Origin of the sequence: Ramlibacter sp. (assembly GCF_041916345.1) — a bacterium.
Lineage (GTDB): Bacteria > Pseudomonadota > Gammaproteobacteria > Burkholderiales > Burkholderiaceae_C > Ramlibacter.
The window spans coordinates 22,812-44,355 of the sequence record NZ_JAYRZR010000022.1; the positions used below are offsets into that span (position 1 = coordinate 22,812).

The 21,544-nt window shown below is 68.9% G+C and carries 1 protein-coding gene (running past one end of the window); it reads left to right on the top strand.

The genetic code is table 11. From position 1 onward, the window contains the following. Positions 1-21,544: the 5' portion of a calcium-binding protein gene (locus ACE3T5_RS08395; RefSeq protein WP_374666441.1), read on the top strand. The gene runs 8,471 nt beyond the window's last position; the window shows 21,544 of its 30,015 coding nt (coding positions 1-21,544); its start codon is at positions 1-3; its stop codon lies off the right edge, out of view.

The following is a 21,544-nucleotide window of genomic DNA, read 5'->3' on the forward strand; positions in this document are numbered from 1 at the left end:
ATGGTTTCGATCACGGGCACCGGCGACCTCCAAGCCGGCATGCTGGCCAACCAGACCAACGGCCAGAGCGCCACATCCGACGGGTCCGTGTCGACCCAGCCGCCGCCGCAGGACCTGCAGGACGGCCTGGCGGAATCCCAGGCGGGCGAAACCGGCTTCCAGACCTACAACGCGCAGGGGCAGCTGCTGGACGAACAGGGCAACCCCTTGAATCAGGTGGCCGGCACCGACGGCGCGGACGACCTGGCGGGAACGGAGGACGCCGATCACCTGACGGGCCTGGCGGGCGACGATGTCCTGCAGGGCCATGGCGGCCCTGACGTCCTGGCGGGCGGCCCCGGCAACGACATGCTCGACGGCGGGGAGGGTGACGACACCTACCTCATCGAGGCGGGCGACGGGCTCGACCGCGTGGAGACATGGACCGGCGTGGACCCGTCCGCCGGGCGCCTGGCGACCGACGTCATCCGCTTTGCCGAAGGGATCACCGCCGCCGACCTGGAGGTTCGCCGAGCCGGATGGGACCTGTGGCTCCAGGTCCGCGGAACCAGCCAGCAGGTGCTGCTGGGCGACTTCTTCCAGGACGCGGTCGGTGACGGCCGCCTGCGGCCGGAGCAGCTCACCGGCGTCGACCGGGTCGAGTTCGCGGATGGCAGCACGTTGTCCGCGGCGGATCTCATCCGCATGGGGCAGCAGGGCACGGCAGGCGACGACTGGCTCGCGGGTTCGGACGACGCGGAAGATCTGGCCGGGCAGGCAGGGGCTGACTGGATCGTGGCAGGCGGGGGCGCTGACACGCTGGCGGGCGGCTCGGGCGACGATGGCATCGAAGGCGACGCCGGTGATGACCTCCTGGATGGTGGCACCGGCACCGACTGGCTCACCGGCGGCGAGGGCAGCGACACCTACCGGTTCGGCCGCGGCGATGGCGCGGAGACGATCGCCAACGCCAGCTGGGAGGGGCCCCATGCCGACGAGGCCGCGACCACCGACCGCCTTCGATTCAACGAGGGCGTGGCACTCGGCGATCTGCAGGCGCTGCGCGAGGGCGACGACCTGATCCTGGCAATCCGGGGCACGCCCGATCGGGTGCGGCTGCTGATGCACTTCGCGGGCAGCCCGGAAGGGCAGTCCGTCCCGAATGCCGCCTACCGGGTGGACGTGATCGAACTGGACGACGGCACGCCGGTCGATGACGCGTTCATCGAGCAGCTTCTCCAGCAGGCCGTCGACCAGCCCTTCCTCCACGAGGGCGACGCGGACGGCAACTACTACCAGGGCCTGGTCGGCGACAACCTCTATCGGTGGGGTCCGGGCGACGGCAACGACTGGATCTACAACCCGACGGCGTTCGGCGCAGACGGCACGCTGCGCTTCCGGCCGGGCGTGGCGCTCGCGGACCTGAGCTTCAGCCGCGAGTACGACGATCTGCTCGTGCGCATGGCCGGCACGGGCGAGACACTGGGTATCGGGCAGTACTTCCTGCCCGAGTACCGCCTGGCCCGTGTCGAACTCGACGACGGCACCGAGATCACCCATTCGGCCATCGTCGAGGCACTCGTTGCATCCACGAGCGGCGACGACAACCTCATCGGTGGCGAAGGGGACGACACACTCGACGGCGGCGCGGGCAACGACACGTTGCGCGGCGGCCGTGGCCATGACACCTACCTGTTCGGCCGCGGCGACGGCGTGGACGTGGTCGCCAACAGCGCGGCCGGCGGCATGGCGGACTCGAACGACTGGACCTACCTGTCGCGCCAGAACCGCGAGGACGACGCCGACGCCACGGTCGACACGCTTCGCTTCCGCACGGGCATCACGGCGGCGGATCTCCGGATCGAGCGTCGCGATGCCCACCTCGTGATCGGCATCGTCGGCACGGCCGATGAGGTGATCGTCGAAGGCTACTTCGCCGCGAATCGCACCGACGGCGGCTACGGCGTGGACCGCATCGAGCTGGCCGACGGCACCGAGATCACGGCTGACGAGATCCGCCTCGCGGTGGTTCCGCAGGGCACGGCTGGGCACGACGACCTGCTGGGCCTCGATGGTGACGAGACCCTGGATGGCGGCGCGGGCGACGACTACCTGCGCGGGGGCGAGGGCAGCGACACCTACCGGTTCGGCCGCGGCGACGGCAGGGACACCATCGTCAACAACCGCTTCACGCGGGACGGGGCGGGCGACTACTGGCAGTGGGACTATCTGGAGCCCGATGCCGACACGGCCATCGACGTGCTGCGCTTCAAGGCGGGTGTGACCCGGGACGATCTGGCGCTGCAACGCGAGGGGGATGACCTGGTCATCGGCATCCACGGAACGACGGACGCCGTCACGGTGCGCGGCTTCTTCGCGCAGGGCGACATCCACCATGGCTACGGTCTGGACCGCATCGAGTTCGATGACGGCAGCGTACTGACCGACGCCGAGATCCGGGCGACGCCGCCTCTGCTCGGAACCCCCGGTGATGACGCGCTGGACGGCGGCGACGGCGACGACACGTTGGACGGTGGCGCTGGCAACGACACGCTTCGCGGCGGCGGCGGCGCCGACACCTATCGCTTCGGCCCGGGCGATGGCGTCGACCGTGTCCTGGAAGGGCCGGTCTCCGGTGTGCCTGACCCTACGGACTACGCCTATGTGGCGGCCCTGGCCGGTTCAGAGCCTCCGGCCTCGCCCGAGGCGGATGTGCTGCGCCTGAAGCCGGGCACCACCGAGCAGGACCTCCTGATCCGCCGTGACGGCGCGCATCTGGTGCTGCAGGTCGCCGGCACCGACGACGCCGTCATCGTGGAGGGCTACTTCGCACTCAACCGCGTCAACCTCGGTTCCGTCATCGACCGCATCGAGTTCGCCGACGGCACGCAGCTGAGCGAGGCCGTCATCCGGGCCGCCGTGGCACCGGTCGGCTCCGAGGCGGCCGAGGACCTGCACGGACTCGAAGGTGACGACACGCTCGACGGTGGCGCGGGAGACGATTTCCTGCAGGGCGGCGAAGGCAACGACACCTACCTCTTCGGCCGCGGCGACGGCCGCGACGTGATTGCCAACAGCCGTGCGCGCTACACCTATGGCGCCGATGACTGGGCCTACTCGCAACCCGAGTGGCTGGAGCCGGACGCGGATTCGACCACAGATGTCCTGCGCTTCAGGCCCGGCATCGCGCGCGAGGATCTGACGCTTCGCAGGGATGGCGCGGACCTCACCCTCACGCTGCGGGAATCGGGCGACACCGATTCGGTAACGCTCAAGGGCTTCTTCGCCCAGGGCGACTTCGGCAGCGCCCACTCGGTGGACCGTATCGAGTTCGCCGACGGGTCCATCCTGACCGCGGCCGACATACGGGCCATGCCGATCGTGGGCACCGCTGGCGACGACGTGCTCGACGCCTGGCCCGGCAACGCCACGCTGCAGGGGCTGCAGGGGAGCGATGATCTGCGTGGCGGCACAGGCGATGACCGGCTGGACGGCGGCGAGGGCGACGACACGCTCACAGGCGGACGAGGCAGCGATGTCTACGAAGTCGCGCCGGGCGGCGGCCACGACCGCATCCGCAACAGCGCCGGCTACGCGCCGCTGGATCCGACGGACTGGGCCTACGTCGAGGGCTGGGGCGCCGAGGACGATGCCGCGACCACGACGGACGTGCTCCGGTTCCAGGCCGGCATCTCGGTGGATGACCTGCGCATCCAGCGGCATGGTGCCCACCTGGTGCTGTCGCTGCAGGGCACGGATCAGTCCGTCACGATCGAGGGCTTCTTCGGCGGCGCCGGCATCAACCACGACTTCGGCGTCGACCGCATCGAGTTCGCCGATGGAAGCACGCTGGACGACGAGACCCTCCTGGCCCGGGTCGAGGTCTATGCGACCGACGGAGATGACGTCCTCTACGGCCTGGACACCGATGACACGCTCGACGGCGGCGCCGGCAATGACACCTTGTACGGGCGCGGTGGCAGCGACACCTACCTGTTCGGGCGGGGCAGCGGGGCGGATACGGTCGTCAATCACCGCGCAGGCTGGGCGCCCAACGCATGGGACTACTGGTGGGACGACTTCTTCGAGGCAGACCACGCGTCTGCCACGGATGTCCTGCGCTTCAAGGAGGGGCTGACTCCCGCCGCTCTCGAACTGCAGCGCAACGGCGTCCATCTCACCATCGGCATCCGCGGAACGGCCGACCAGGTCACGATCCTCGGTCTCTATGCGCGCAACGAGGTCCACCACGGCTTCGGCGTCGACCGCATCGAGTTCGCCGACGGCACGGTGATCACCGACGAGCAGTTGCTGGCACTGCCCCTGGTGGGCACCGATGCCGGTGAGCAACTGGAGGCATTGCCAGGCACCACGCGGCTGGAAGGCCGTGCGGGGAATGACACCCTGGCCGGCTTCACGGGTGACCAGACGCTGGACGGCGGCGAAGGCGCGGACCTGCTGCAGGGCGGGCCGGGCAGCGACACGTACCTCTTCGGCCGCGGCGACGGCGAGGACCGCGTCCGCAGCAACCGGGCCTATGGCGTGATCGATCCGGGTGACTACACGAACGTGAGCGAGGGCTACGCGGAGGACGATGCCGCGACGGCCACGGATGTCCTGCGGTTCAAGGCGGGCGTGGTGGCCGCGGACCTGCAGATCGCGCGTCAGGGTGCTCACCTCGTCCTGCAGATCGCCGGCACCGAGGACCGCGTCATCGTGGAGGGCTTCCTTGCGCGCAATCAGCTGAATCATCGGCACTCCGTCGACCGCATCGAGTTCGACGACGGCAGCGTGCTCACCGATGCAGACATCCGGCTCGCGATCGGCGAACCGGCGGGGACCCCGGGTGACGACGTGCTGCATGGGCTGGAGGGTGACGAGACCCTTGACGGTGGTGCCGGCAACGACACCCTGCAGGGCGGCGAAGGCAGTGACACCTACCTGTTCGGTCGCGGTGACGGCCAGGACGTGATCCGCAATGCGCTGGCCACTGGCGCCGAGCCAGGTGACTGGATCTACCAGTCCACCCAGCCCGACTTCCTCGATGCCGACCATGCCACGTCGGACGACGTGCTGCGCTTCAAGGCGGGTGTCTCACGCGAGGACATCGCGATCGCGCGCGAGGGGGCGCATCTCGTCCTCTCGATCATCGGTACCGACGACCGCGTCACCGTCGAAGGCTTCTTCGCCCGCTACGACATCAATCATGCGTTCGGGGTCGACCGCATCCTGTTCGCGGATGGCACGGCCCTGACCGATGCGGACATCCGTGCGGCCTTGCTCGACCCCATCGTCGGCTCCGATGGCAATGACGTGCTCTACGGCGATCTCCTCCGGCCGGTCCAGGGCGGTGCCGGCCAGGACACCCTTTACGGCCATCAGGGCCCCGACACACTGGATGGCGGCGCCGGCAGCGACTTGCTGCAGGGCGGCGAGGGCGGCGACCTCTATGTCTTCGGCCGCGGCAGCGGGCACGACGTGGTGCGGAACCACCGCTACCCCGGCACGTGGAATCCGGCGGCCGCCGGCCCGTGGCTCGCGGAGGCGGACGAGGCCCGCACGACCGACGTGGTGCGCCTCGCTCAGGGGCTCACCCTGGAAGACCTCGTGTTCCGCCGCAGCGTCTCGAATCTCGTGATCAGCATCGTCGGCTCCCCGGGCGACAGCCTCACGATCGATGGCTTCTTCGCCGGCAATGCCATCAACCATCAGATCGGTGTGGATCGCATCGAGCTGGCGGACGGAACCGTCATCGATGACGTCTACCTGCTCTTCATGCTGGATCAAGGCGGCGCCGGCGACGACCTGATGGTGGCCGGGTCCGGCAACGACGTGCTGCGTGGCAATGGCGGCGCCGACACCCTGCGGGGCGGTGCGGGACATGACACGCTCGATGGCGGCTCCGACCAAGACCTGATGGAAGGCGGCACGGGCAACGACGTCTATCTCTTCGGGCGCGGCGACGGCGTGGATGTGATCCAGAACAACCTCGCCGGGGACGCGCTGGACCCGATGGGCGCGCCCTACATCAACGACACGCAGATGCTGTCGGACGCCCTGCTGACGCGGGATGTGCTCCGGTTCAAGCCCGGGATCGTGCCGGCCGATGTGCTGGTGAGCCGCGACGGCGCGCACATGCGACTGCAGATCCGCGGCACCGACGACGCGGTGGAGATCCGCGGCTTCTTCGCCCGCAACCGCCTCCTGCGCGACTATGGCGTCGATGTCATCGAGTTCGACGACGGCACCGTGCTCTCCGACGCGGCCATCCAGAAGGCCCTGGGAACCGGCACCGAACTGTCGGACGAGCTCGACGGCCTGTCCCTGGCCGATGTGCTGGCAGGTGGCCTGGGCGACGACACGCTGCGCGGCGGGATCGGCGACGACACCCTGGAGGGCGGCGCCGGGGACGATCTGATGCAAGGCGGCCCGGGCAGCGACGTCTACCTGTTCGGCCGCGGCGACGGGCGGGACCTGCTGAGAAACAGCGCCGGCGACGGAACCCAGGCGGAAGCCGACGAGGCCGCCACCACCGACACGCTGCGCTTCCGGCGTGGGGTGCGGCCCGAGGACATCGTGGCCCGGCGCGAAGGGGATCACCTCATCCTGCAGATCCGCGACACCGAAGACGAGATCACGCTGGAGTCCTACTTCCAGGGCAGCCCGGCTGGCTACAACGTGCCGAACCCGCGTCGCAGCATCGATCGCATCGAGTTCACCGAGGGCGGCACATGGTCAGGCGCGGACATCGAGGCCCGCTTGGGGCAGCCCGCGCAATCGCTGCCGGCGGCGACAACGGGCGTGCAACTGCAGACCGCCAGTTTCAGCGGCGGCCTTACGGGTGGCGCCGGCAATGACCGCCTCACGGCCTTGGTGGGCGGCAACGTCTGGGACATCGAGTTCAGGGGCGGGCAGGGTGCGGACACGCTCACGGGGAGCTACGCTCGCGACACCTTCCGGTTCGAGCGCGGCGACGGGCATGACGTGATCGCCGATGACGTCCGCTTCTATTCCAGCGGCGCAGCCAGCTACTTCGCGGCCAACCAGAACCATGAGGAGTACCTCGACTGGATCCGTTTCGGCGAAGGCATCGCCCCCGACGACGTGACCGCGCGCCGGGAAGGCAATGACTTGCTGCTGCGGGTCGATGGCGGATCGACCGACAGCCTGCGGATCGCGGGCTGGTTCGATGGCACCGTCTTCAGGAAGATCGAGCGCATCGCGTTCAACGACGGCACCATCTGGACCGTGGCCGACACCGAGGCCCGGGTCGGCATCGAACCCTCGGGCGCCACTGCCAGTGGCGCGGGGCTGGTGCGTGGCACGGCAGGCGCTGACGTGCTCGCCGCCACCGAGGGCGGGACCACCCTGTTCGGTGGCGGGGGCGCGGATGACTTGTCGGGTGCGGCGGCGTCTGGCACCTCAGGCATCGTCTTCGAAGGGGGCCGCGACGATGACCACATCGTCGGCTCGGCCGCCGCGGACACCTACCTCTACCAGCTGGGCGATGGCCATGACGTGATCGAGGATAGCCCGGGCAGCGGCAACCGGCTCGTCTTCGGCCCCGGCATCGAGCAGGCCCACATCGGCAGCGAGCGAATCGGTAATGACCTGAAGCTGCACGTCGGCACCGACGGCACCGGCAGCGTGACGCTGCGCAACTGGTTCGCCACCGAGGGCGGGCGCTGGCTGCAGCAGATCGACTTCACGGGCGGCGCCTACCTCACCGGGGAGGACGTGAACCAGCTCCTGCTGTCGGGTGGTGAGGAGACGGTGCGAGATGGCGCGACCGAGACGCTGATGCAGGGTGCGGCCGGCAACGACACGTACCTGTTCGGGCGTGGCGACGGCCAGGACATCGTGCGCAACCGAAAGGCCGACGCCCCGGGCATGGCGGAGCCCGATGCCGCGGTGTCACGCGACATCCTCCGGCTCAAGGCCGGCGTCGCGCTGGCCGACCTGAATGCGCAGCGTGTCGGCGATCACCTCGTGCTCCAGATCCAGGGCAGCACGGACCAGGTGACCGTGGAAGACTACTTCCTCGGCGGCGCTCCGAACCACGCGGTGAGTGTCGACTGGATCGAGTTCAACGACGGCACACGTCTGACAGATGCCCAGATCCAGCAGATGCTGCTGGAGGGGACCGACGCCAATGACATGATGACCGGCACCTCGGCGGGCGAACGCATCGGAGGCGGTCTCGGCAACGACCAGCTGTACGGCCAGGGTGGGGACGACACGCTCGATGGTGGCGCAGACAACGACGTCCTGCACGGCGGCCTGGGCAATGACGTCTACCTGTTCGGTCGTGGCGATGGCCAGGATGTGGTGCTGAACAACGATGTGGGTGATCAGCCCGATCCCCTGAGCTGGCCCTACTGGACCGGCAGCTATCAGCACAGCGACCAAGCTCTCACGACGGACATCCTGCGCTTCAAGGCGGGCGTTACCCTGCAAGACCTCGACATCAGCCGCAGTGGTGCGCACCTGGTCCTGAAGATCCGTGACACGGGCGACCAGGTCATTGTGCGAGGCTTCCTCGCCAATAACGTCATCAATCATGGCTATGGCGTGGACCGGATCGAATTCTCCGACGGCAGCGTGCTCACGGACGAGACCCTCCGCGCCCTGCTGTCCATGGGCGGCGATGGCAACGACACCATCAATGGTCTGGGCAGTAGCGACCTGATCGACGGGGGTGCAGGTGACGACGTCGTGAATGCGGCGGAGGGGGCGGACACGGTTGTCGGGGGTCTGGGCAATGACCAGCTCTATGGCCAGGGCGGGGACGACACGCTGGACGGTGGCGCCGACAGCGACATCCTGCACGGAGGTCTGGGCAGTGACGTCTACTTGTTCGGTCGCGGCGATGGTCAGGACGCGGTGCTCAACAATGATGTGGGCGATCAGCCGGATCCGCTTCGCTGGCCGTACGGGACCGGCCTCTATCTGCATAGCGACCACGCCTCGACCACCGACGTCCTGCGCTTCAAGGCAGGCATCACAGCCGAAGACCTGATCGTCAGCCGCAACGGCGCGCACCTCGTGATCGGCCTTCGCGAGAGCACCGATCAGGTCACGGTGCGAGGCTTCTTCGCGAGCAATGTCATCAACCATGCGTACGGCGTCGACCGGATCGAGTTCGACGACGGGACGGTGCTGACCGACGCGGTGATCCAGCAGCGAGTCGACGACAACGAGACGGCGCCCAACATCGCGCTGCGCGTGACCTCGATCACGACAGCGCCCGACACGCTGGTGACGGGCCAGGACCTGGCCGTCACGTGGAACGTGTCCAACATCGGCACGCTGGACGCCAGGGGCACCTGGAACGACCGCGTTTTGCTGCGCAACCGGGAGACGGGCGCCACGCTGGTGGCGGCCACCGTGCCGTACGACGGCGCATCCGACGCCAGCCAGATCGGCCCTGGCGGGTCCATCCAGCGGACCCACACGATCCGCATTCCGGATGGCTTCGGCGCGGCGGGCAACCTGCAGGTGACCGTCATCACGGACGCGGACCGCTTCTTCGCCAAGACGTCGAACAGCAACACGCGGACGATCGACATCCAGGTGGCGCCTGCGGGTTACCCTGATCTGCGCGCGGAGACCATCACGGTGACGGCCCCTGGCGACTGGTCGCCAGGGCAACTCGTGGAAGTCACTTGGCAAACCACCAACCAGGGCACCGGCCCCACGCTCGCCACCTGGCAAGACCGCTTCCAGCTGGTCAATGCCGTCACGGGCGCCGTGCTGATCACGCGCATGGTCACGGCCACGCCGCCTTCGGGCGCACTCGCCGCGGGCGAGGCGATCCAGCAGCGCGTCGAGTTCAACATGCCTACGGGTGCGGCTGCGGCCGGACGCTTCGTGTTCCGCGTGACAGCCGATCTCGGCGCGCAGGTCACGGAGTACAACGCCGGCAGCACGGCAGAGACCAACAACACCACCGATCTCGTGCGCGAGTCCGGGCCGGACCTCCAGATCCAGGCCTTGCAGGTGCCAGACAGCGCGGCGCTGCAGGCAGGCGGCTTGCTCACCCTGACCTGGACCGATGTCAACACAGGCCAGGCTCCCGTGCCCGCGGGCTACAACGCCCGCGTCCGCGTGCGCAACGTGGCGCGCAACGAGTTCGTCGTCGACACGCAGGTGGCGTTCACGGCGCCTTCGGATCTCGCCACCTGGTTGGCGCCGGGCCAATCGCAGGCGCGCACCTTCAGCTTGCGGCTGCCGGAAGGCCTGCGGGGCACGGGTGAACTGGAGATCACCGTCACCGCGGACCAGGACACGCTGGCGCGATCGAGCCTTCATGAGGTGAACGCCAGCGGAACAGCCGAGGCCAACAATTCGGCGGCCGTGATCGTCACGGCGCAGGGCAAGGCCTATGCCGAACTGCGGCCCGGCGCGGCCACGTTCGAGGCGACCGCGGTCGCCAGTGCGCCGCTGCTGGTGCAGTGGGCGGTGACGAATCACGGTGCCACCGAAACCGCGCTCGCGTGGAACGACCAGGTGGTCCTCAGCCGCGATGCGACATTCGGCAACGGCGATGACGTCGTGCTCGGCACCGTCCGCCACACGGGCGTGCTGGCCGCGGGCGAGAGCTATCCGCAGTCACTGCTGGTCAACCTGCCCGAGCTGGCCGCAGGCACCTACTTCATCGGCATCCGCGCCGACAGCGCCGCCGAAGTCCTGCAGCCGGATACCCGTGCCGGAACCCTCGGCCCGCTGCAGGCGCTGGCCGTCAGCGGCGCCCAGCGTGACCTCACCGTCGAGAACGTCTCCGCCCCCACGGCCCTCCTGAGCGGGCAGGATCTGGTGGTGACCTGGCAGGTGCGCCATACCGGCAACGTGCCGACCAACACGGCGAGCTGGGCGGACCGCGTCGTGCTCTCGCGCGGCCTGCAACCCCGCAATGACGACATCGTGCTGGCCGCGTCCGTGCCGCACACCGGCGTGCTGCAGCCGGACGGCACCTACACGGCCACGGCGCGCGCCACCCTGCCGATCGATCTGGAAGGCACGTTCTACGTCCGCGTGTACACCAACGTGGGCCGCACCGTGCTCGAGTACGGTGCCTCCGCGGACAACAACACGGCCATCATGGCCGAGCCTGTGCAGATCGCGCTGCAGCCCATGGCGGACCTGCGGCCGCGCGACGTGACCGGGCCTGCCGTCGCCCTGCCGGGCCAGATGGTGAGCGTGAGCTACACGGTGTCGAATGAGGGCCAGTCCGTGGCCACAGCGCCCTGGCGCGACCGCATCTACCTGGAGACGGCCACCGGCTTCGTGGAAGTGGCCCAGCACTGGGACACCGCGGCGCTCGAGGTGGGGGCCGAGCGTCTGCGCACAGCCATGTTCGTGCTGCCAGACACTGTGCCGCAGGGCACGCTGCGCTGGGCCGTGCGCACCGATACCGACAACGCGGTGTACGAGCGCGCCGGTGAAATGAACAACCAGGCGATCGCGGAGTCCTTCGTCTTCGTGAGCCGGGCGGATCTGGCCGTGACGGCGGTGCGCGGGCCCTCTGTGGCCCTCTCCGGCAGCGCCATCCACGTCGAGTGGGATGTTCTCAACGCGGGCAATGCCACGCCCGCCAGCTGGGTGGACCGCATCTATCTGCTGCAGGGTGGCCAGGTCAGGCTCACCCACGATGTGCCGCGGTCGCAACCCGTGGCCAGGGAAGGCACCTACACCGGTGCGGCCGAGTTCGAGTTGCCGCTCGGCTTCTCGGGACCCTACGAGGTGCGCGTGGTCACCAACGATGTGCCGGCCGTGGGCGCTCGCATGGGCGAGCGCAGCTTCACCGACAACACCGCGTCGGCTGCCCAGGCCGTGGAAGTCGCGCTCTCGCCCTACGCCGATCTCGCCGTGACGGCCGTCTCGGGCCCCACTCGGGTGATCGCGGATCCGGCCTCCATGGCGGTGACCTACACGGTCACCAATACCGGCACGGGCGCGGGCCGCACCGACACGTGGACGGACCGCGTGATCCTCTCGCGCGACGCGATCGTCGGCAACGCTGACGACCTTCTGGTCGGCGAGTTCGTGCATGCCGGCACGCTGGAGGCGGGGCAGAGCTACACCCAGACGGTCAGCGGCCTGCTGCCCGCCTACACCTCGGGCCAGTTCCAGATCTTCGTGATCGCGGACGCGAAGGCGGCCGTCTTCGAGAACGCGCAGGAAGCCAACAACACGCGCGCGGCCGCCGACCTGGTGGAGGTGATGCCGCTGCCCTATGCCGACCTGGTCGTGAAGTCGGTCACCGTTGCCGGTGTGGACGCAGACCCCGCGAGCGGCAAGCCGCTGCGCATCACCTACTCGGTGGCGAACGAGGGTATCGGCACCACCAGCACAGCCAGCTGGAGTGATCGCATCTGGCTCAGCCGCCATCCGGATGGAAGTGGCGTTGCGGCGGAGCTCGGTGGCGCGAGCCACCTCGGTGCGCTCGCCGTCAACGACTCGTATGAGCGCTCCGTGGTCGTGACCGTCCCCGAGGGCCTGAGCGGCAACTTCTACGTGAACGTCAGCACCGGCGGCCCGTTCGAGTTCATCCACACCACCAACAACCGGCTCAGTTCCTCGGTGGTGCCGATCACCCTGTCGCCTTCCGCGGACCTCATCGTCGAGGCCGTCACCCTGCCTTCGGATGGAAAGGAAGGTGAACTGGTCGAGCTCTCCTGGACCGTGCTGAACCAGGGCACCGCCAGCGCCACCGGTCGCTGGAACGACCTGGTGCTGCTCACCCCGGTGAACGGGGGCGGGCAGCTCTCCCTGGGCAGCTTCAACTATGACCGCGGCCTTGAGTCCGGGCTGCGTTACACCCGCACCGAGCAGGTTCGTCTGCCGTACCGCATCGAGGGCCAGTACCGCGTGCGCGTCGTGACCAACGTGGACCAGGGTGTCTATGAACACGGCGACGCCCGTGTCAACAACACGACGCAGTCGGCGGACATCACGCAGATCTCGCTGAACGACCGGCCGGACCTGCGGGTCGGCACCGTGACCGCGCCCGCGCGCGTCACTGCGGGCGGCAGCGTCGCCGTGCAGTACACCATCGGCAACTACGGGCCCGCGGCCGCCTCCGGGCGGTGGTACGACAGTGTCTACCTCTCGCTCGATGGCCACCTGAGCAGCGACGATGTGCGGCTGGGCCTCTTCGAGAACGGCAGCGCGCTGGCACCGACCGAGAGCTACAGCTCCGCCAGCCTGAGCCTGGACATCCCGATCCGCATGCGGGGCGACGCCTACCTCATCGTCGTGGCCGACGGCAACAACTACCTCGATGAGCACCCGAACGAGGCGAACAACGCCAAGGCGGTCAAGTTCACCATCGACTCGGTGCCCTTCGCCGACCTGGTGACGAGCCAGGTGGTGGCACCCGACCAGGCCGTGCATGGCGCCAGCATCACGGTGAACTACAAGGTCACGAACAACGGCAGCGCATCCACGCGCGGTGTTGCTGCCACCCAGACCACCTGGACCGACGGCATCTGGCTCACCCGGGACCGCACGCGCCCGCATCCCGGCAAGGGGGACATCTTCCTGGGCAGTGTCACGGACACGGGCGCGCTGGAGGTGGGCCAGGACTACCTGGGCTCGGCCCAGGTCACGATCCCGGGCAACGTGCTCACCGGTCAGTACTACATCACGGTCTGGTGCGACGCCTATGACGTGATCCTGGAAGACAGCCTGTCCATCAACATCAACCCCGATGCGCCCTCCGACGTGGATGGCAGCAACTTCAAGGCGCGGCCCATCGGCATCCTGGGCATCGCGCCGCCCGACCTGACGGTCACCCAGGTGTCCGCGCTCAACCCGGCCAGCGCCGGCGGCGGCTACAGCTTCAGCTACACGGTGCAGAACAAGGGCGAGCAGTTCAACGGCTTCTGGCGCGACCGGGTGTTCATCACCGATTCGCCCAACGCTGCCACCGCCACGCGCCGCACCCTGGTGGGGGAGTTCGACCAGCGCCGCACGCTGGGCAACGGCGAGCAGTACACCGTCACGCAGACGCTGCAACTCGGCCCCTCCGTCCAGGGGAGCCATGTGGTGGTGGAGACCGACTTCCAGAACTACATCTGGGAGAGCACCGACGCCAACAATGCCAGACCCGCTGATTCGGTGGTGACGGGTGAGGCGGCTGACCTGCGCGTGACCGCGGTGGCCGCCCAGCCGCAGAACGAATCCGGCGAGGAAACCACCGTCACGTGGACGGTGACGAACCACGGGGCGGCCGTGTGGGCCGGCACCGATGGCTGGACCGACACGGTCTTCCTCAGCCCGGACCCCGTGTTCGACGTCCGCCGGGCCACGCTGCTCGGTTCGGTGTTCCACAGCAACGTGGGCGGCTTGGCGAGCGGCGGCACCTACAACGCGTCACTGCGGGCGAAGCTGCCGCCGGGAACCGATGGGCCGTACTACGTCTACGTCGTCACCGACTCCGGCTCGCCGGCCTACCGCGCGCAGATGGAGGCCACGGCCACGGCGAGCAACGCGGATATCCGCAACCTGTACCGCTACAGCGCCTACGAAGGTGCGCGCAACGACAACAACATCGGCCAGGGGGCCCTTCAGATCACCTACCGTGAGCCCGACCTGGCCGTCGAGCACATCGAGTTGTCGCAATCCACTGTTGGATCCGGCGAGTCCGTCACGGTCACCTGGACCGTCACCAACCATGGCACCCGTGCCACCCGCGTCAACGGCTGGACCGACGCCGTCTACCTCTCGCGCGATGCGTCGCTCGACGTGAACGACTACATGGTCACGGAGTTCGGCAAGCGGGTCACGCTGGGCAGCAATGCCGACGGCAGCCTGAAGACCCTGCAGCCCGGTGAGTCCTATACGCGCAGCCTCACCTTCGACGTGCCGGAGTCCATCAGCGGCGACTTCAAGGTGATCGTCAAGGCCGACGCCGGCAGTCTGCGATCGATGCAAACCGGCAGTACCGTGCGCGATGGCCTGCAAGGCATCGACGAAAGCGACGACCGGCAGGCCGTGCGCGAGTTCCGCGACGAAGGCAACAACGTCGCCAGCACCGACCTGCATGTCGAGCTGCTCACGCCGCCCGATCTGCAAGTCGCCACGGTGGCGATTCCTGAGCGCGTGCTGGCCGGCCAGGGCTTCACCGTCACCTACACGGTGCAGAACGCGGGGGGCGGCACGCCGGATGCCCAGGGCAACTGGACGGATCTGGTCTACCTCTCGAAAGACCGCTTCCTGGACGTGACCAAGGACCGCTACGTGGGCTACGTCTCCCACTACGGCGGCCTGGCGGCGCAGGGCGAAGCCGCGAGCAGCTACGACGCGCAGCTTGCAGTGAGCGCGCCGCGCGACCTGGAAGGCAGCTACTACGTCTTCGTCGTGACCGACGCGGCCAACGCCTTCGGTGCCGGCCCCACAGGCCGCGTGCGGGAGTTCGGCAAGGACCTGAACAACGCTACGGCCGCCGCTCAGCCGATCATCATCGACACGCCGCCGCCAGCCGACCTGCAGGTCTCCAACGTGCAGGTGCCTGCCTCGGCCGTCGTCGGCCAGCCGGTCACCATCACCTACACCGTCACCAACGACTCGCAGAACCCGGCGCACGGCGGCTGGACGGACGCGGTCTACCTCTCGGCGGACAACGGCTGGGACCTGGGCGACATCCTGCTGGGCAAGGTCAACCGTTCCGGCGGTCTCGCCGGCGGCGCTGTGTACAACGGCCAGCTCACGGCCACCTTGCCGCCCCTGAAGGACGGCAACTGGCGCGTGATCGTGCGGCCCGACCTCTTCAATGATGTCTACGAAGGCCCGATCACCTACACCGCGACCGGCCTGAACCTGGCACCGGGCGAGGCGAACAACCGCATCGCCTCCGGCTCCACGCTCGAGGTGCAGGTGCCGGCGATGCAGATCGCCACGCCCATCGAGACGACCCTGGCCACCGGCCAGCAGCACCTGTACAAGGTGACCGTGGCCGCTGGCGAGACGCTGCGTGTCAGCCTCGATTCCGTCGCCGAGGCCGGCGCCAACGAGGTGTACATCCGCTACGGCGACATTCCCACGCCGTACAGCTACGACGCCAGCTACGGCAACCCCGTGGCGCCGGATCAGGAAGCGCTGATCCCCAGCACCCGGGCGGGCGACTACTACGTGCTCGTCAAGTCACGCCAGAGCGCGGCCGGCACGCCCGTGACGCTGCGGGCGGACTTGATGCCCCTGGCCATCACGCGCGTCACGCCCGATTCGGGCGGCACGGGTGACCTCGACCATCGCTGGGTCACGTTCGACATCCATGGCGCGCACTTCAAGCCCGACGCGCTGGTGAAGCTCTCGCGCCCCTCGGTGACGGAGATCGAGCCGGCCCGCTGGCAGGTGCTGGACGCCACGCACATCCGCGCGGTGTTCGATCTGCATGATGCGCCCCTGGGCCTGTACGACGTGGTGGTCATCAACCCCGACGGCCAGCAGGTGACCGATGCCTACCGCTACCTGGTGGACCGCGGCATCGAGGCCGACGTGAGCATCGGCATCGGTGGGGACCGTACGGTCAGCCCGGGCGCCAATGCCGTCTACAGCGTCTCGCTGCAGAGCCTGACCAATGTCGACACGCCCTACGTGCGGTTCGACCTGGGCGTGCCCGAGATGGGCCGCAACGACTACCTGCTGGAAGGGTTGAGCCTGCCCTTCCTGGTGTTCGGCAGCAACATCGGCGGCCAGCCGGATGGCCGCACGACCGACACGGCGGGCAACACGCAGGCCTACGGCCCCACGCCCACCAGCCTGCCGCCGAAGAACGTGCCGTGGGCCAGCCTGGATGGCGCGGTCAACACCAGCGGCTTCACGCTGGCGCCTGGCTACGCCTTCGACGTGGCGGCGGGCGGACTCGTCGGCGCCACGTTCAACATCCAGACGTACCCCGGCCTGGCCGAGTGGCTGGCCTATGACTTCGAAGGCCTGCGCGAGAAGCTGTACGCGATCCGCCCTGACTGGAAGGCCGCCGGTCTGCTGGACGAGGGCATCGACGGCCTGGACCACATCGCCACGGGCCTGGCCGACAAGTTCCGTTCCACCGACGCGGAGACCCACGTCACGCCGCTGGAATCGCTGGCGATGCCGTTCCGCTTCAACGTGCTGGGCGCCGCCACACCCATCACGCGTGGCGAGTTCATCGCCGACCAGACGGCGCACGCGCGCAGGTTGCGAGATGCCATCCTGGCCGACGCCTCCGCGCCCAGCAGCCTCGCCAACCTGGCGGCCGATGAGCCCCAGTGGGTGCAGGGCTGGCTGGCTGCGCTCGAAGCCGCGGGCCTGCTGCGACCGCTGGACGAGGCGCCGCCGATCCGCCTGGATCCCAAGGTCATGAGCCTGAACGCCACGCTCGCCACGGGGATCCTGTTCAGCAAGGGCGGCGACAGCTACCAGAGCCAGGCCGACATCCTGGGCTTCTTCACGCAGGTGCAGAAGTGGTACGGCGACACCGCGCGCCATGGCGGGGATCCGCAGGCGCTGAAGGCCGCCATCGAGTACATGCAGGTGCGGCGCACGCTGGACGGTGAAGTCGAGATCCCCGTGCCGGTGATGGGCAACCCGGCGGACTACGCCATGGCCGTCTCCGCCGACACCCACTTCATCAACTTCAACGTGTTCGCGGGCGGATCCACCGAACTGGAGTACCTGCAGCACCTGGGCCTCACCAACCCGGGCGCCACGGCGCTCAATCTCTCGCAGTACCTGCAGCAAGCTGCGGAGCAGACGGCGCTGGCCGGCGCGGTGGCCAGCATGCAGGGCCCGCGCGTCAACGTGGCCGACGTGACGGCCGCGACGAGCGAGTTCTTCCTGCCAGCCGGCTTTGCGCTGCCGTACACCGTGGGCTTCAACAACCCCGCGGAGCGCGCTGTCGGTGAACTGCGCATCACCACCCAGCTGGACGCCGACCTCGACGCACGCTCGCTGCGCCTGGGTGACCTGAAGCTGGGCGACATCAACGTGCACGTGCCGGAAGGCCGCGCCAACTTCCAGGGCGATTTCGACTTCACCGGCAGCAAGGGCTTCATCCTGCGCGTGAGCGCGGGTGTGGACACCGAGGCGCGTATCGCCACCTGGCTGCTGCAGGCCATCGACCCGGACACGGGCGAGGTGATGCGGGACGCCGCGCGTGGCCTGCTGGCGCCGGCGGAAGCCGGTGCTTCGGCCAGCGCCATCGAAGCCGCCAAGCGCGGCTGGATCAGCTACACCATCCAGGCCAGCGAAGAGGCCGCCTCCGGCGCCGTCATCACGGCGCAGGCCAGCATCGTCTTCGACGGCTCGCCGCCCGTGGCGACCAACACCGTCAGCCAGAAGCTGGACGTAGGCGCACCCGTGACGACGCTCAGCGCCACCGCGCTGGGGCAGAACGCTGAAGGCCAGCCGCTGATCGACGTGAAGTGGAGCGCGACGGACGACGCCAGCGGCGTGAAGCACGTGACCGTCTATGTCGCGGAGAACGGGGGCGACTTCCGCATCTGGAAGCGCCAGGTGCCCATGGAGGGCGGCTTGCCCGGCCAGGCCATCTTCACAGGCCAGGCCGGTCATGCCTGTGAGTTCCTGGCTGTCGCCACCGACCGCGCGGGCAACCGCGAGGCGGCCAGTGTCGTCAACGCGGTGCTGCCGGACGACGGATCCCGCCAGGCGACGCTCGACGCGCTGGGTGCCAACGAAACCGTGACCCAGACGCAGGAGCTGCCGCTGGCCACGCCAGGGCGCACCTACGCGAGCAACACGCTGTTCTCGCAGGCCGGCCAGCAGTTGCCAGGCTTCGTGCCGCCGGCGCAGCAAGGCGAGCTGCAGAGCGTGGTGGCGCCCTTCACGGCGCGCAGCTTCGCCAGCGGCTTCGACGATAGCCCCGCGCAGATCGGCGCGCTGGCGATGGTGCAACTCGCGGACGGCACCGTGCTGGCCAGCGGCGGCGCGGGCCGCAATGAAGTCTTTGCCTTCGGCAAGGAGGGCGGGCGCAGCACCACGCCGCTGTTCAGTCTGGACGCGCCCGTGATGGACATGGCGGTGGACGGCCTGGGTCAGCTGTGGGTGATGACTGGCGCCGAGCTGCTGCAGGTGGATGCCGCCAGTGGCGCGGTGCTCCGCCGCCTGCAGGGCCCCAACGGCGCTGCACTGACGCACGCGCTGGCCATCCACCCGGGCACGGGAGACATCTACGTCTCCTCCGGCAGCGGCATCGAGGTATTGCTCCCTCCCCCTCCGGGGGAGGGCGGGGGTGGGGGCGCCGGCGCCGGCGAGGCCGCCACCTGGACGCACTTCAGCAACGAACGCGTGGGCGACCTCGCCTTCGGCACCGACGGCCGGCTATGGGCCGTGCGCTGGAGCGGCCGCCACGTGACAGCCGCCGACCCGCAAGGCACCACCGACATCATCAGCTTCCCGATGACGGGCAAGCTGAAGGGCCGGGCCGAGCTGGAGTACCGCCTGCTCGGCACCATCGACAGCATCGCTTTCGGGCCAGCGGGCTCGCCGCTGGAGGGCCTGCTGCTGGCCAGCAGCAGCGAGCGCCAGCGCCCGACGAGTGTGGGCGGAGAAGCCGCCGCGCATGAATCCGCCCTGTGGGCGATCGGCCTGGCCAACCGCGGCGTGCTGCAGCTCGCCCGGGGCGGCACGCGCGGCGAAACCGTGCTGACGACGGCGGATGGCCGCGTCCTGCTGGCGCAGACCGGCGGCATCGACGAGATCGCGCCGCTGAAGGCGCCGAAGGTGACCGGCCTGAGCGTGCCCGACGGCGCGCTGCTGCCGCTGCCGCTGGGCAGCATCTCCGTGGTGTTCGACCAGGCGATGCTGGCGGATGACGCTGAAGGCAGCGTGCTGAATCCGGACAACTACACGCTGACGCTGCTGGGCACCAACGCCGACGGAACGCCAGCGGACGTGACGATCACGCCCGACGCGGTGAGCTGGAACGCCGCCACGCGTACCGCCACGCTGCAGGTGAGCAGCTTGCAGGCCGGCCAGTACCAACTGCGCATCGCCCACACGCTGGTGAGTGCGGCTGGCACGCCGATGGCTGCCAACGTGGTGAGCTCGTTCACTGCCGTGGTCGACCTCACTTCCCAGCTGCGCCTGGACTTCTCCAATACGCGAGGCAACCGCGCCACGGGCGAGGTGAGCTACGACATCAGCATCACCAACGTGGGCACCGACGACCTGCGCGGCCCGCTGATGCTGCTGCTGGACCCGGGGCGCTACTTCGGCGACCAGGTGGTCGGGGCGAATGCTGGCACCGGCGCGCAGCAGGATCTGTGGGTGCTGGACCTCACGGCCGAACTCGAAGCCACCGGCAACAAGCTCGCAGCGGGCGCGACGCTGGCGAACCAGACCGTGACCGTGCGGCCGGTGAGCAGCTTCGCATACGGCCCGGGCGGCGCTGCGCTGGCCAAGTTCGACCTGGGGCACGGCGTGTATGCGCTGCCGCTGCCGAATACACCGCCTGAGGTCTACCCAGTGGTGCTGGAGGAGGATGGCGAAGGCGGGTTCGTCGAGGGGCTTGGGTACGAAGACATGGTGCCCGCGGTCGTGGGCCAGCCCTGGACGCAGACGCTTGAGGCCAGCGATACAGACGGCACGCAGTTCTACTGGCAACTGGTGCAGGCGCCTGTGGGCATGACGATGCAGCAGGCCGGCTTCCACACCACGGACGAAGCGGGCTATCACAACCGCGCGGTGCTGAGCTGGACGCCCACCTCGAGCGACCTGGCCGAGACGGAGGTCATCGTCCGCGTGCAGGACAGCCGTGGCGGCGTTGTGCTGCGCACATTCACGGTCGCCGTCGATGGCGGCAACCACACAGCGTGGGTGGACGCCATCGACGACATCGTGGTTGCCGAAGGCCAGCCGCTGCAACTGCCGCTGACGGCGAGCGACGCCGACGGCGATTGGCTGACGCTCACGGTCCGCAACCTGCCCGCAGGTGCCGTGTTCGATGCAGCCACCGGCATGCTGAGCTGGACCCCTGGGTACGACCAGGCCGGCAGCTACGAAGGCATCGTGGTGCTGGCCAGTGACGGCAAGAGCGTGACGCAGCGCAAGTTCAACCTGCTGGTGGAGCAGGGCTATGCGCGGCCGGTGCTGGCGGCGGTGGCGTCGCAGACGCTGCGCGAGGGGGACCGCTTCGCCATGCAGCTGGCGGGCAACATGCCCGGCGGGCTGCTGCAGGCCGACGGCACGACGATCACGCTGGCGTACAGCGCGCCGTGGCTGCCCGGCGGCGCCACGCTGAACACCGAAACCGGCTGGCTGGAATGGACGCCTGGCTACAGCCAGAACGGCACCTTCACGGTACCGGTCACCCTGACCGCAACCTATACCGTGCCCGCCACGGGCGAGACCGTCACCACCGAAGCCACGCAGGACGTCGTCTTCAACGTCCTCAACGCCAATGGCGCGCCAGTCTTCGAGCCGGCCGAGACATGGAACATCCTCGAAGGCCAGCCGCTGCAAGTCAGCGTGTTCGCCTTCGACCCGGACAACCCCGGGTTCGAGCCGCGCATCCGCCTGAACCCGTTCAACCCGAACTCGGTGGCGGCAGGGCCGGAGACGT